The organism is Roseivirga sp. 4D4 (assembly GCF_001747095.1).
In the GTDB taxonomy this organism is placed as follows: domain Bacteria; phylum Bacteroidota; class Bacteroidia; order Cytophagales; family Cyclobacteriaceae; genus Roseivirga.
The window spans coordinates 1,532,743-1,546,048 of sequence record NZ_MDGP01000001.1; the positions used below are offsets into that span (position 1 = coordinate 1,532,743).

15 protein-coding genes are annotated in these 13,306 nt (G+C 41.7%); 9 read left to right on the plus strand and 6 right to left on the minus strand.

The features are described from left to right. Positions 1 to 48 precede the first annotated feature (48 nt). Complete coding sequence (locus BFP97_RS06670; protein WP_069841666.1) at positions 49 to 666, plus strand: deoxynucleoside kinase; 618 nt, start codon at positions 49 to 51, stop codon at positions 664 to 666. Positions 667 to 801: 135 nt separating this feature from the next. Here the strand turns inward: BFP97_RS06670 and BFP97_RS06675 are convergent, their stop codons facing one another. Further along, positions 802 to 1,275 (minus strand): DUF2452 domain-containing protein, encoded by a 474-nt coding sequence (locus BFP97_RS06675; protein ID WP_069841667.1) that lies wholly within the window; start codon positions 1,273 to 1,275, stop codon positions 802 to 804. A 32-nt stretch (positions 1,276 to 1,307) separates the two neighbouring features. Continuing rightward, complete coding sequence (locus BFP97_RS06680) at positions 1,308 to 1,574, minus strand: hypothetical protein (protein ID WP_255399382.1); 267 nt, start codon at positions 1,572 to 1,574, stop codon at positions 1,308 to 1,310. A gap of 6 nt (positions 1,575 to 1,580) precedes the next feature. Here BFP97_RS06680 and dinB point away from each other — a divergent pair, with 6 nt between their 5' ends. Together dinB and BFP97_RS06690 are read left to right on the plus strand one after the other, a co-directional pair. Further along, complete coding sequence (gene dinB, locus BFP97_RS06685) at positions 1,581 to 2,639, plus strand: DNA polymerase IV (RefSeq protein ID WP_069841668.1); 1,059 nt, start codon at positions 1,581 to 1,583, stop codon at positions 2,637 to 2,639. 31 nt (positions 2,640 to 2,670) lie between these two features. Next, on the plus strand, positions 2,671 to 3,132 hold the full coding sequence (locus tag BFP97_RS06690; protein WP_069841669.1) for a MaoC family dehydratase: 462 nt from the start codon (positions 2,671 to 2,673) through the stop codon (positions 3,130 to 3,132). 6 nt (positions 3,133 to 3,138) lie between these two features. On the opposite strand, the gene BFP97_RS06695 is transcribed toward BFP97_RS06690, so the two are convergent. Next, a complete protein-coding gene (locus tag BFP97_RS06695; protein ID WP_069841670.1) occupies positions 3,139 to 3,588 on the minus strand; it encodes a DUF4442 domain-containing protein in 450 nt (149 codons plus the stop codon). 42 nt (positions 3,589 to 3,630) lie between these two features. On the opposite strand from BFP97_RS06695, the gene BFP97_RS06700 reads away from it, so the two are divergent. Then, positions 3,631 to 4,062 carry a peptidylprolyl isomerase gene (locus tag BFP97_RS06700; protein ID WP_069841671.1) on the plus strand — a complete coding sequence of 144 codons (432 nt, stop codon included), beginning with the start codon at positions 3,631 to 3,633 and terminating at the stop codon, positions 4,060 to 4,062. 30 nt (positions 4,063 to 4,092) lie between these two features. On the opposite strand, the gene BFP97_RS06705 is transcribed toward BFP97_RS06700, so the two are convergent. Then, positions 4,093 to 5,124: a formimidoylglutamase gene (locus tag BFP97_RS06705; RefSeq protein ID WP_069841672.1), complete on the minus strand. Its 1,032-nt coding sequence runs from the start codon at positions 5,122 to 5,124 to the stop codon at positions 4,093 to 4,095. A 104-nt stretch (positions 5,125 to 5,228) separates the two neighbouring features. On the opposite strand from BFP97_RS06705, the gene BFP97_RS06710 reads away from it, so the two are divergent. Next, positions 5,229 to 6,590 (plus strand): sigma-54-dependent transcriptional regulator, encoded by a 1,362-nt coding sequence (locus tag BFP97_RS06710; RefSeq protein ID WP_069841673.1) that lies wholly within the window; start codon positions 5,229 to 5,231, stop codon positions 6,588 to 6,590. Here BFP97_RS06710 and BFP97_RS06715 read toward each other — a convergent pair. Beyond that, positions 6,587 to 6,967, minus strand: coding sequence for a response regulator (locus BFP97_RS06715; RefSeq protein WP_069841674.1), 381 nt, complete (start codon positions 6,965 to 6,967; stop codon positions 6,587 to 6,589). The two genes, BFP97_RS06710 and BFP97_RS06715, sit on opposite strands and share 4 nt — an antisense overlap. 245 nt (positions 6,968 to 7,212) lie before the next feature. On the opposite strand from BFP97_RS06715, the gene BFP97_RS06720 reads away from it, so the two are divergent. Genes BFP97_RS06720 through BFP97_RS06735 form a run of 4 tightly spaced genes read left to right on the plus strand, consistent with a single transcriptional unit; the run spans position 7,213 to position 12,793 of the window. Continuing rightward, positions 7,213 to 9,609, plus strand: coding sequence for a prolyl oligopeptidase family serine peptidase (locus BFP97_RS06720; protein ID WP_069841675.1), 2,397 nt, complete (start codon positions 7,213 to 7,215; stop codon positions 9,607 to 9,609). Positions 9,610 to 9,630: 21 nt separating this feature from the next. Then, positions 9,631 to 11,334 (plus strand): gamma-glutamyltransferase, encoded by a 1,704-nt coding sequence (ggt, locus tag BFP97_RS06725; RefSeq protein WP_139135214.1) that lies wholly within the window; start codon positions 9,631 to 9,633, stop codon positions 11,332 to 11,334. Between the two features lie 50 nt (positions 11,335 to 11,384). Continuing rightward, a complete protein-coding gene (locus BFP97_RS06730; protein WP_069841676.1) occupies positions 11,385 to 12,386 on the plus strand; it encodes a hypothetical protein in 1,002 nt (333 codons plus the stop codon). Between the two features lie 5 nt (positions 12,387 to 12,391). Next, complete coding sequence (locus BFP97_RS06735; RefSeq protein WP_069844230.1) at positions 12,392 to 12,793, plus strand: acyl-CoA thioesterase; 402 nt, start codon at positions 12,392 to 12,394, stop codon at positions 12,791 to 12,793. Here BFP97_RS06735 and BFP97_RS06740 read toward each other — a convergent pair. After that, positions 12,790 to 13,299, minus strand: a complete 510-nt coding sequence (locus tag BFP97_RS06740; RefSeq protein ID WP_139135215.1) for a hypothetical protein — start codon at positions 13,297 to 13,299, stop codon at positions 12,790 to 12,792. The genes BFP97_RS06735 and BFP97_RS06740 overlap by 4 nt on opposite strands. Positions 13,300 to 13,306: the final 7 nt, after the last annotated feature.

Sequence of the window (13,306 nt, forward strand, 5' to 3'; positions counted from 1 at the left end):
CTTAAGCCACCAAATCCCATAACTTGCAGGCCTTATTTAAACGATGAAATGCACGTAGCGATTGCAGGAAATATAGGCTCTGGCAAGACCACCCTAGCAAAAAAATTGGGCAAGCAGTACAATTGGGATGTTCAGCTTGAATCAGTGGAAGACAACCCCTATTTGAAGGACTTCTATGAAGACATGCCTAGGTGGTCTTTCCACTTGCAAGTATATTTTCTTAATAGCCGGTTCAACCAAGTATCTCGAATTCGAGAGTCAAATGGTGGGACTATCCAGGACAGAACAATCTATGAAGACTGCTATATCTTCGCGGCTAACTTGTACAAGTCGGGCTACATTGCAGAAAGGGACTATCAAAACTATTTAGAGCTCTTCAAATCGATGATCAAGCATGTACAACCCCCTGACCTACTCATTTATTTGAAAGCCGATATTCCAAGATTGGTCGCCAACATTCAGAAAAGGGGGCGAGATTATGAAGAGTTGATAAGAATTGAATACCTAAAAAACCTCAATCAACATTACGAAGAATGGATTGGCAACTACAAATTGGGGAAACTCTTGGTAATTGACGTGAATGATATGGACTTTGTCAAAAATGTAGAGGACGAAGCCTATATCCTTGAAAAAGTAGACTTGGAGGTAAATGGACTATTTTCTTGACCTTCTTTTCGATCAAGAGTGAATTAATTTTACTACCTTACAAGAGTTATTTAACAACACTCTACTTTTTAATCAAAACTTTAACAGTCCTGTTCGTGATAATTATCGCAAACAGGACATTTTTTTTGACCTTAGTTAGATTTCTTCTTCTCCCTTCTCAAGTATGTCCCAGGTATGGTCAGCAAGTAGTTTGACTGTAGCGATATATTTTTCGAAAGGTTTGGATCTACCCCACTCCTTGGGACCTATTAGTGATAGTGTATCCGTTTGGTCCTTTTTCATGTAGAGGTGATACACCTTTCCGATCAAAGGTTGAAAAGCCATTTGAGCTTGATAGATTCGCTCAGACACGTCTACTCTATCTTTTATGGTTTTGGCTTGTTGTGCCAGTAACTGCATCTGATCATAGATCTGTTTCATATCCATGTCAGTCTGCTCATACATAGCAGATAGTGACCTCCCTTTGATCTTCCCTTTGTCTTCAGGCTTAATCATAGCAGCCCCAACAGTATGAGGAAACTCAATGGTCCCAGGATTTGGCGTAGTCATCTCCGCCATCTTATCCATATCAATCTGATCTACATCTATTTTCTTACCCGGTTTGCTCACTAGTTTTTTATTTTGTTAAAGCAGTTCCAGTACTACTTTGTTTCGGTATTAAGGGAATCTTTTACCTCTTTTTCTGACGGAGCGATTGACTCCTTCAAATACTTCTTCGACCCTGGGAAGGACGTCTTGGTGGAAATATCATAACCAACAATAATTGTCGCTATAAAAAACAGAATGGCCACCGCCACAAAAATCTTCTTTTTACGTTTCATACCTTCGAATACAAACTTCTGTATTTCCCTACTAAATTCGGTATCGTATCTTAAAAACCCTTGGAAAGTCACCGCAAAATAATTCATATCGATATGGATGCATTCTATGCCTCCGTAGAGCAGCATGACAATCCTGAACTCAGAGGAAAGCCAGTGGCAGTTGGTGGCAGCAAAGAGCGAGGCGTTGTTGCGGCAGCGAGCTATGAGGCAAGGAAATTTGGTGTCAGGTCTGCTATGCCATCTGTTACAGCTTATCAGAAGTGCCCTCAAATTGTGTTTGTCAAGCCACGCTTCGATCGGTATAAAGAAGTTTCCAATCAGATTCACGAAGTATTTCATGATTATACGGATCTGATTGAGCCTCTATCTCTTGATGAAGCATATTTGGATGTTACCCAAAACAAGAAAGGAATCCCCTCAGCAACCTTGATTGCAAAAGCCATCAGAGCTGACATTAAATCAAAGACCGGCCTTACCGCCTCTGCGGGCATATCCACCAATAAGTTTATCGCCAAAATAGCTAGCGACTATAACAAACCTGACGGCATCACCCTTGTAGGACCTGAAAAGACCGATACTTTCCTGGAACAACTCTCCATTGAGAAGTTCTTTGGCGTTGGGAAGGTAACCGCTGAGAAGATGCGAAACTTGGGTATTAACAATGGAAAAGACTTAAAGGCCTGGTCGAAAGAAGACCTCAAAGCAAACTTTGGAAAATCAGGAGGTTTCTATTACGAAATAGTAAGAGGTAATGATAATAGGCCTGTTAACCCCAACAGAATCAGAAAATCTCTGGGTGCCGAAAATACATTTGACTACGACCTAATAGAATTGGTCGATATGAAGCTTGCCTTAGAACCGATTGCCGTCACTGTGATGAAGCGATTGGAAAAGGCAAATACCTTTGGCAAAACATTAACGTTAAAAGTCAAATTCAAGGACTTTTCTCAAATCACGAGAAGCCAATCACTTACAGAAGAAATCCGTACACTGGATCAGATAGTGTCTATTTCCTTTAACCTTTTGGAGCAAATCAATTGGCAAGAATTTCCTGAAGGTGTTAGGTTGCTGGGAATAACTTGCTCAAATTTCGAGAACAAGGAAATAGAACCACTTTTAAAGGAAGGTCATCAATTGACTTTGGATTTTTAGAATTATCTTAGACTATTATTAATACAGACAAATGGCGAAAGTAGTAATTGGAAGTCATGCAGAATTTGAGGAATACATTGGGCAAGAACTCGGTGTTTCGGAATATCTCAAGATTGATCAGGAACGAATCAATGCTTTTGCAGAAGCCACTATTGACCATCAATGGATACATACCAACCCTGAGAGGGCAGCTGAAAGTGCTTTCGGAACAACCATAGCTCACGGTTACCTGACCGTTTCTCTTCTACCCTATTTATGGGAACAAATAGCCGAGATTAACAACATCAAAATGATGATTAATTACGGTATTGAAAAGTTGAAGTTTAACCAGCCTGTCAAAGTAAATGACGAAGTAAGGCTAAAGGTAAAACTCACTTCACTGGCAGATTTGAGAGGAATAACCAAATGTCAATTGAATGTGAAGTTAGAAATTAAAGACAATCCGAAACCTGCATTTTCAGGAGAGTTTATCTTCTTATACCACTTCAAGTAGAGCTCACTACTTCTTTCTCACGTAAACCGTTTTTTCAAGCTCGCAGATGATCTCACCCTCTTCATTAGTAATGGTGAGTGGCAGTACATAGTCTTTCTTGCCCAGTTCGGCCACATCAGTTTTAATTTGATCGACAAATTCTGATGTGATTTCAAATACGCAGGTGACCTTCCCTGTACCCGGCTTCTTGAACTTAATACTAGAAGCCTTGTCCCAAACAATATAATCACGCCCCAGGTTCTGAACCAAAAGCAACATATAGAACGGGTCTGACATGGACATAAGTGAACCTCCAAAATGAGTTCCTACCAGGTTTTTATTCCACCATCGGAGCTTCATTTCAATCTCAGCCCGTAAAAAATCTGCGCTGATATGCTTTACGCGAATACCTGCACCAAGGTAAGGCGGATAAAAGTTCATCAACTTGATTTTCTGTCGCCTGGATAGTCTAAACATTCTGTTGAAAAGGTTACTTTTGCGTCAAATAACGAAATAAAAATGACAGCAGAAATCCATACTGAAAAAGGTTTGATGAAAGTGGAGTTTTACGAAAATGATGCTCCCAATACCGTTAAAAACTTTGTTGATCTATCGAAAAAAGGGTTCTACGATGGGCTTACTTTTCACAGAGTACTTCCTGACTTTGTGATACAAGGTGGATGTCCTAATGGCATCGGTAACGGTGGACCAGGCTATTCTATCGACTGTGAATTAGATGGTGATAATCAGTATCACGACAGAGGCGTGTTGTCGATGGCACATGCCGGCAGAAATACTGGAGGATCGCAGTTCTTCATCTGTCACAGCAGAACCAATACTGCTCACCTGGATCGTAACCACACCTGCTTCGGAAAAGTAACCGAAGGACTAGATGTGATTGATGACGTTCGACAAGGCGACAAAATCGAAAAGATTGTGATTATAGACTAAATAAAAGTCACATCAACATTAGCCCAAAGTTTATCTTTGGGCTTTTTTGTTTACAGCCTTCACAAAATCGGTCACCAAATATGCCAGGGACTTACCCACCATTTTAGATTCGAGGTCATTTTGAGGCGCTGCTTCAGGTAAATGTAAATAGGCAACATCAAGGGCTTCAGCACTTCTTCGGACAAACTGCCTGGCTTGCTCCAGTGAAAACCCTGTGGGCGAGATAGCACTACTGGGCATCATGCGGATAGCATCCATGTCTAGTTCTATTCCACAAGGCACCTGATCATCATAAACGAATGCCAAGGCTTTTGCCAAATCCTGATCTAGATAATCGATGTCTTCTAAGAAATGACATCCCACACTTTCAGCTGTATCCAAGGCCTTAAGCATGTTTTCTCCATTGTACGATTGATGAAGCCCAAAAGCGAAGTACTTATCTAAGAAGCCATCATTTTTAGCATATGAAAATCCATTTCCACTATGCCTCCCTTCCATGGCCCTATAATCGGCATGCGCATCTAAATTGATACAATGCACTCCATTTCTTAGACCGAGCCCTTCAGTTACTCCTTTTAGGATTGGATAGGCATTATTATGTCCACCGCCAATCACAATCGGTGTAAGCCCAGCATCGACAATCGATTGAATAACCGGTGAAACAAGTGCATCCAAGTGCTGACACAACACGTGCATCTTCTGCATAAAATAGTCTGAGCCCAAATCAACATTCATAGCCTGCTCTTGAAGCTCACGAACATCGATTTCCCCCAATACTAAAAACTCATTCCCTGAAAGAAACCTGTTGCTCTGAACATTTAAGAAAGTGGCCAAGAAAGCGCTCCAGGCATTTTGGGCACCGGGCTTACCATGATTCCCCAAAACTCCAATGCATTCGGGTATACCTAGTAGACAAAACTTAGCTCCATTTTTACGAAAAGCCTCAAGTGATGCAAGATTATCGGAACTCAGCATTTGCATCCGTTCGCCAATCTTAACCTCACCCTTTCTGGTACTGATGAGTCTTTGGACTTGCTGTATGGTTAACCGATTAATTGACATGTCGTTCAAATTAGCAAAAAGAGATTACTCCTTCCATCGATGCACTTTTTTAAACTTCCAATAATTGATATCTTCACCCGCTAGTGCCCAATCAATCATAATAGATGGAATATATACCCGAGCCGGTAAAGATTTTCGTGGTCGAAGATGACCCTGTATACATGAAACTAGTCCAGTATGTAGCAGAGCTGAATCCTGACCATGTTGTAAGAACCTTTACCAATGGCAAAGACTGCATTGACCATTTGCATGAGAATCCCGCACTCGTCACCTTAGATTACTCTTTACCTGATACCACGGGAGAAGAAGTGCTCAAAGCCATAAAAGCTTATAATCCTGAGATTCCTGTCATCGTAGTTTCATCACAAGAAAGCATTAATACCGCGGTAGAACTCCTAAAGCATGGTGCCTACGATTACATTACAAAGGATAATGAGACGCGCGAAAGACTTCTTAATTCTATCAACAATGCCAAAAAGCATGATGCACTGACGAAAGAGGTAAGTCACTTGAGAGAGGAAGTCGGACAAAAATATGAGTTTGACAACAGCATCATTGGAGAAAGTCCAGCGATACAGAAAATCTTCAAACTACTGACCAAAGCCGTCAAGACTAATATCACTGTTTCGATTACTGGAGAAACGGGTACTGGAAAAGAAGTGGTCGCCAAGGCCATTCACTATAACTCGGAGCGAAAAGACAAGCCTTTTATAGCGGTCAACATCGCAAGTATTCCGGAAAACCTCATCGAAAGCGAACTCTTCGGACATGAAAAAGGTGCTTTTACAGGAGCACTGGCTAGAAGGAAAGGGAAGTTTGAAGAGGCCCATACTGGCACTATTTTCCTTGATGAAATTGGTGAAATGGACATTAACCTGCAAGCCAAACTCCTGAGAGCACTACAAGAGCGAGAGGTAACTAGGATCGGAGGAAACGAAGTAGTTAAGTTTGAAACTCGGGTGATCGTAGCTACTCATAGAAATCTGGCTGAAGAAGTCAAAGCTGGAAATTTCCGTGAAGACCTGTACTATCGTTTATTAGGAATTCCAATTGAACTCCCCCCACTCCGCGATCGTGGAAAAGACATTTTACTCATTGCCACCCATTTTCTGAACGCCTTTACTAAGGAGAATAAAATGGGTAAAGTCAAAATGAGCAAGGAGGCGCAGACAAAGCTGATGAATTACCCATTTCCTGGAAATGTTAGAGAATTGAAATCGATCATTGAACTGGCAGCCGTAATGTGCGATGATAACGTAATCGAAGAGGCAGACATTACTTTCAATACGCTTCAGAAGGAAGGCCAATTCTTATTTGAAGAAATGACTTTGCGCGATTACACTTTTAAGATCATCAAGCACTTCCTGGACAAGTATGATAATAATGTGCTTCTGGTAGCTGAAAAACTAGATATCGGTAAGTCAAGCATTTATCGCTACTTGAAAGAAATGGAGGGCGAAGATTAGAACTTTACCAGCTGTCCTAAGCTCTCTTCCACACGCCAGAAGAGAGACTTAGGGTCAACCGGTTTAGTTAGAAATGCCTTTACCTCCAAATGACTGAATTGGGTGTTAAGTGCATTTGGTGCTTCACTTGAGAGTACAATCACCGACATGTCGTAAAGTCTTGCGCTTTTTCTTATGGCAGTAACCAACTCTACTCCATTCATCTCTGGCATTTCATAATCAGTTATAATCACATCAGCACTATTCCCCTCATTCAACCACTTCAAGGCATCGCTTCCGTTACTCATACATACCACTTCGTAGTAGGGTGCCAAAAGAAATTCTAAAAGTCTTCTAGAGCTTTGTTCGTCATCTACTACTAACAGTTGCCTTTTCATATGCTGATGTTTGACACAACTAATGCCGAAAGTGTACCAAAAACCGTTGTTCAAGTGATTTATGCGAATAGAGACCGCTAACGCAATTTATTATGCATGCAGAGTATTTTTCATTAAGTAGTTTATCCCAAAATGATAATTATCTATCCCAAATAGGGAGAATCATTCCTGCCGACCATCCATAATATTTGGTATTACTTTACTCTGGTTTTTATTTATGTTTGAAAAAATCATTTAGAAAAGTTATGCGTAAGATTCTCTTATCTCTATCCATAGTGCTTTGGGTTACCAGTTCATTTGCCCAGAACAAACCACTCACCGATCTCACAGTCGAGGAGATCATGCAATCGCAATCAAAATTTGTCGGAACTCCCCCATCTCGGGTGAGTTGGTCAAAAGACAGTAAATCCATCTTCTTCAATTGGAACCCGGAAGATTCTGGTCGCGCAACTACTTATAAGGTTGGCAAAAATGGTGGCACCCCAGAAAAGGCTGACGACAGAAATGAGGGCTGGCCTTCGTCATATGTCTATAATGACAATGAGAGTAAGATTGTCTTTGTTAAAGGCGGAGATGTCTATACTATGGATGTCAAATCCAAAGCAGAAACTCAAATCACAGCAACTAATGCCAGAGAGAGTAATGCAAGATTTCACAACAATGATGTAATCACATTTGTATCGGAGAATAATCTGTTTTCGGTTAATACAAAAACTGGTTTGATTACTCAGTTGACCAACATCATTATTGAGTCAGAAAATGATGACTCCCCAAGAAGAACTACCAGGAACCAAAACTCAGGGAATAGTGAACAAGACAGTTGGTTGAGAAAGGATCAATTGGTGACCTCAAGCATTCTTGAGGAGCGTAGAAATCGACCGCGTAATCAAAATCGCTTCCGTAACTTTTCAAATCAGGCACAAAGCCCTGCTAGTAGACGGAGCTCTATTAAGCTTCCTAACGTTAGAAACTTAAGACTCTCGCCTGACGGCAACTATGTGAGCTTCAGTGTCTATTATGCTCCAGAAAAAGGGGCAAAAAACACTATTGTACCCAATTATGTGACTTCTACCGGTTACACCACAGATATTCGTGCAAGAAGTAAAGTTGGAGGAGAACAAGGTCATAGTAAGATTGGCATCTATAACATTGGTGAGGATGAGCATTACATGTTAGATACAGAAAAGCTACCAGGCATATCTGATCTCCCTGATTATGTAAAAGACTACCCTGATCGTGAGGTTGAGGCTAAACCAAGATTGGTTTCTGCTAATACCATTCTATGGTCGAAAGATGGGCAGTACACTGTAGTGCACTTTGCCTCTCATGACAATAAAGACCGTTGGATCATGCGATTACTTCCTGATTCGGGAGATTTGATCGAAGTTGATAGACAAAGAGATGAGGCATGGATTGCAGGCCCAGGTATTGGCAGTGAGTTCGGTTCGGGTACACTAGGGTTCCTTCCAGACAACAAAACCATTTACTTCCAGTCGGAAAAATCCGGTTACTCCCACCTCTATTTACACGACTTTTCAAATGGTGTACAAACACAACTTACTTCAGGAAATTACGAGGTGTATAGCCCTTCGCTTTCCAAAGATGGCTCTAAGTGGTACTTCACGGCAAATATGAAGCACCCTGGCATCAGGCATTTCTACAGCATGCCAGTTAAGGGAGGTAAAATCACTCAAATCACTACTGAGGATGGTAATAATCAAGTCACACTATCTCCAGACGAAAAGACTTTGGCTGTGCTTCACTCCTATATTGACCGACCTAATGAGCTCTTTGTACAAGCCAACAAACCAGGAGCAAAGAGAACACAGCTAACTGAGAGTTTGCAAGATGGATTTAAGCAGTACGATTGGTATCAGCCCGAAATTGTGACATTCACTGCTGAAGATGGCGCTACAGTTCATGCAAGACTATACAAACCTGAGAATCCGAATGGAGCGGGTGTGATCTTCGTGCACGGAGCAGGTTACTTACAAAATGTGCATTACTGGTGGAGTACTTACCAGAGAGAGTTCATGTTCAATAATATGCTCAGAGCACAAGGCTATACCGTATTGGATATAGATTATCGCGCTAGTTCAGGTTATGGAAGAGACTGGAGAACTGGAATTTACCGACACATGGGAGGAAAAGACCTTTCTGACCAGATTGATGGTGCAAAATACCTCAGAGAAGAGCATGGAGTCGAAGCGGATAGAATCGGAATGTATGGTGGTTCTTATGGTGGCTTCATTACACTCTTCGCGATGTTCCAGCATCCAGATGTAATTAGTGCCGGTGCTGCATTAAGGTCTGTCACTGACTGGGCACATTACAATCATGGGTATACTTCTAACATTCTTAATACACCAGTCGAAGATCCTATTGCTTACAAGAGAAGCTCTCCTATCTACTTTGCTGACGGCCTTGAAGGAGACTTGTTGATCGCTCATGGAATGGTAGACACTAATGTGCATTTCCAAGATGTTGTCAGACTTGCTCAAAAGCTTATAGAATTAGGAAAAGACAACTGGGAAATGGCACTTTACCCCGTTGAAAATCATGGGTTTACAACACCTTCCAGCTGGACCGATGAGTACAAGAGAATTTATAAACTCTTCCAAAATACGATCGGTAAAAAATAGACCTTAAAGCCTGAGTATATCATGAAAAAGTTCCTATCGCTATTACTTCTATTAGCAGTATTTACTTGCCAAAAGCCACCAGTCAAAGTCTCATTTGAGAACAGAGGACTCATTGCCGAGCAGGCAATGGTGGTCTCAGCTCACCCATTGGCTTCCAAAGTAGGCAAAGAGATTATGGAACAAGGTGGCAATGCGGTAGATGCAGCAATCGCTACACAGTTTGCTTTGGCAGTAGTATACCCGGGCGCAGGCAATATTGGCGGTGGTGGTTTTATGGTGAGCAGAATGGCGAATGGAGAAATTGCAGCGCTCGACTACCGTGAAAAGGCGCCTCTAGCCGGAGGACGTGATATGTATCTAGATGCCAATGGTGATGTCATCCCAATGGCAAGTGTTCGTGGTCATTTGGCAGCCGGTGTACCTGGAACCGTAGCAGGCTTGGAGGCTGCCCACAAGAAATATGGCAAGTTAGATTGGGCTAGCCTGGTACAACCAGCCATTGATCTTGCTGCAAATGGATGGGAACTGACTGCAAGAGAAGCTAGAGGTCTGAACGGGAATCGAAAAGTATTCATAGAATACAATACCGTCCAACCAGACTTCTTTTTGGCAGAGGAAGGTTCAGAATGGAAGGAAGGTGATATTGTAAGCATTCCTGACCTGGCAAAAACCTTGGAAAGGATCAGAGATAATGGCAGAGATGGTTTTTACAAAGGCGAAACCGCTAAACTGATCGTTGCCGAAATGGAAAGAGGCAATGGTCTAATCTCACTCAAGGATCTCGAAGACTATGATGCAGTTTGGCGTACTCCTGTTTCTGGAGAATACAGGGGTTACGAGTTCATTTCCATGCCCCCTCCTTCCAGTGGAGGTATCGCTCTTTCACAGCTCTTCCACGCAGTTGAGCCTTTTGACTTGAGTACAATGGGCTTTCATAGTCCAGAAGCGATCCATTTAATTGCAGAAGCGGAAAGAAGGGCCTATGCCGATAGAGCAGCTCACTTGGGGGATCCGGACTTTTACGATGTACCTAGAGAAGGGCTCCTAGATAAAAACTATACAACAGCTCGAATGGCATCCTTTGACCCCAATAATGCTACGCCAAGCTCGGAAATAAATGCAGGCACCCCTGCACCCAAAGAGAGTGAAGAAACTACTCATCTATCAGTTGTAGATAAATGGGGAAATGCGGTTTCCGTGACCACAACCCTAAATGGTGGTATGGGAAGCAAAGTATTTGTAGGAGGAGCTGGTTTTCTACTCAATAATGAGATGGACGATTTTAGCGCTAAGCCAGGTACACCTAACATGTATGGTTTGGTTGGCGGAGAAGCCAATGCCATAGAACCCGGAAAGCGCATGCTGAGCTCTATGACACCTTCCATCGTATCGAAAGATGGAGAGCTTTTTATGGTAGTTGGTACTCCAGGTGGATCGACAATTATTACCTCCGTCTTTCAGACGATAATTAATGTGGTTGACTTTGACATGACAATGCAACAAGCTGTTACAGCACCTCGCTTTCATCATCAATGGTTACCAGATGTTATCCAGGCGGAAAGAAATGCTTTTGACAGTCTACTTACAAGCAATCTCGAAGCAAAAGGGCATAAACTTAGGTCAAGAGGAACAATCGGCAGAGTAGATGCCATCTTAGTACTTCCGAATGGTAAATTAGAAGCTGGTGCAGACCCGCGTGGAGATGATACCGCGGCCGGATATTAATTTTCCTCCTAGTCGATTTAGGTAATTTTCTTTTTGGTTATCTTTAAGGTATGCGATGCATTATTGCATTCCTTTTACTCACCACAACAACAGTCTACAGCCAACAATTGCTGCCAAGCTTTGACTCAGAGCTAATAGAATCGGTATATATTGACGACAACCTTCGTAATGCGCCTAAGGAGTACTTCATCAAGATTTATGAGTACAACAAAGATTCAGCACGATTAATCAAATCACCGATTATCCCCTATTACCTTTTGGAAAATGGACAGGTCAAAGAGGTCCAGTTTAGAGAGAAAAATGAGGTTTTAAAATCTCATTTCTTTGATAGCCATGGCCGGATAGTAGTTCAAAGGAGGTTTGGCTTTCAGGAGAACATGCCCAAAATAACCTATGAGTATCATGATGATTCATTTGAGGCGATTGAAACTATCTATAGACTTGGGGATCGTGTACACTCTAAATCGGTGATCAAATACAATACACAATTGCAGGTTGTGGCCAAAGAAGAGTATCGTGGGAAAGACAAATTGAATCGTTTCTGGAAATACCACTACAACGAACACAATGACCTTATTGCTGATGAATTCTATGATGCATACAATGGTATTGACAAGCCAACCGACTCTTTAAAGGTTGAATATCGCTATGATGATTTTCAACGCAAGATTTCCAGGCATGATTACAGAACCAACCATCTGGAATCAAGAACAGATTACGCGTATTTTCCTGATTCTGCTGTCAAGCAGACTACTTTCTTCAGTTTTGATGGTGTGCCAAAAGAAAGGCACCTTGAAGTAAAACAAGACTCCTTAAGGGTGATGGTAAGAGGTTTTTTCCAAAATGGTGATACCGTAAATTTCAGGTCTCGCTTTAAGGAAATCTACCTTTATGGGGACTTAGTAGAATACGAAAGCAGGACGATCCGAGGCACCTATGTGGATCGTTTCACCACCTTCTATGAATATGATGAAATGGGTAACTGGATCAAGAAAACTACCTACTCCAATGGTGTAGTAATCAAAAAGGAAGAAAGAACCATTCTCTACTGATGATCATGGATAAGCCTAACATCTTCACTGAGACCGTTATTGTTGAAAAGGATCATTTAGATGAGCTCAATCATGTCAACAACGTTCAGTACTTACAATGGATTCAGGACATTGCCAAGCATCACTGGGAAGCCCGAGCGGATAAAATATGGCTAGAAAAATACGCTTGGGTCGCTTTAAACCACTTCATTGAATACAAGAAACCCGCTTTCCTTGGTGAAAATCTGTTATTGCAAACACATGTACATGAGTTTGAGGGTGTCAAGTCCAATCGGTTGGTGAGAATTAGCAATCAGGAAACTGGAGACCTCCTAGTACAATCAAGTACGTCTTGGTGCGTTATCGATCGTGATAGAAACAAGCCCACAAGAGTTTTAGAAGCGATGGTTAAAGCTTTTTCGGACTAATTGGTTTTCTCCGTTCGGCTTTCTACAGCTAATTTCATAAACCTTGCAGGGTAATCGATATAGTCGATATGCCTTGTAATCTTTCCGTGCTCATTGAAGTACAGCCAAATCGTAAAACGCCACTGATGTTCCTTTGCCATCAACTCACCTCCAAAGTAAAAGGGGGTGAAATAGCCTCGACCTACGGCAGAACTATCAGTTACTGCTAAATCTTCAACAATAAGTGTTTTGGGGTAATCAGGATGCTTCCGAAATGCAGTATCGGGCCAATTGTAAAAATCTATGAACTGATTCTTATCATAACTTAGTGCAAAGACAACATCTTCAAAAACCAGGTCATCAGCATATTGATTAATGAACCCAGGCCAATCAGATCGATCGGCATACATTTCAAAGTATTTTTCAGCCCGATTTCGTGTTTTACTCTTCTGATCAATGCCACAAGAGGATGTAATAGTAACAACTGATATAAGTAGAAAAGTCCTCAGGTAGCTACGAAGACACATAGGTGCT

Bases quoted from the DNA above. Each gene is read 5' to 3' on its own strand.
- BFP97_RS06720 (WP_069841675.1), top strand. From the start codon at position 7,213: ATGCGTAAGATTCTCTTATCTCTATCCATAGTGCTTTGGGTTACCAGT.
- BFP97_RS06705 (WP_069841672.1), bottom strand. From the start codon at position 5,124: ATGTCAATTAATCGGTTAACCATACAGCAAGTCCAAAGACTCATCAGT.
- BFP97_RS06680 (WP_255399382.1), bottom strand. From the start codon at position 1,574: ATGAATTATTTTGCGGTGACTTTCCAAGGGTTTTTAAGATACGATACC.
- BFP97_RS06710 (WP_069841673.1), top strand. From the start codon at position 5,229: ATGGAATATATACCCGAGCCGGTAAAGATTTTCGTGGTCGAAGATGAC.
- BFP97_RS06695 (WP_069841670.1), bottom strand. From the start codon at position 3,588: ATGTTTAGACTATCCAGGCGACAGAAAATCAAGTTGATGAACTTTTAT.
- dinB (WP_069841668.1), top strand. From the start codon at position 1,581: ATGGATGCATTCTATGCCTCCGTAGAGCAGCATGACAATCCTGAACTC.
- BFP97_RS06730 (WP_069841676.1), top strand. From the start codon at position 11,385: ATGCGATGCATTATTGCATTCCTTTTACTCACCACAACAACAGTCTAC.
- BFP97_RS06740 (WP_139135215.1), bottom strand. From the start codon at position 13,299: ATGTGTCTTCGTAGCTACCTGAGGACTTTTCTACTTATATCAGTTGTT.
- BFP97_RS06715 (WP_069841674.1), bottom strand. From the start codon at position 6,967: ATGAAAAGGCAACTGTTAGTAGTAGATGACGAACAAAGCTCTAGAAGA.
- BFP97_RS06670 (WP_069841666.1), top strand. From the start codon at position 49: ATGCACGTAGCGATTGCAGGAAATATAGGCTCTGGCAAGACCACCCTA.
- BFP97_RS06690 (WP_069841669.1), top strand. From the start codon at position 2,671: ATGGCGAAAGTAGTAATTGGAAGTCATGCAGAATTTGAGGAATACATT.
- ggt (WP_139135214.1), top strand. From the start codon at position 9,631: ATGAAAAAGTTCCTATCGCTATTACTTCTATTAGCAGTATTTACTTGC.
- BFP97_RS06735 (WP_069844230.1), top strand. From the start codon at position 12,392: ATGGATAAGCCTAACATCTTCACTGAGACCGTTATTGTTGAAAAGGAT.
- BFP97_RS06700 (WP_069841671.1), top strand. From the start codon at position 3,631: ATGACAGCAGAAATCCATACTGAAAAAGGTTTGATGAAAGTGGAGTTT.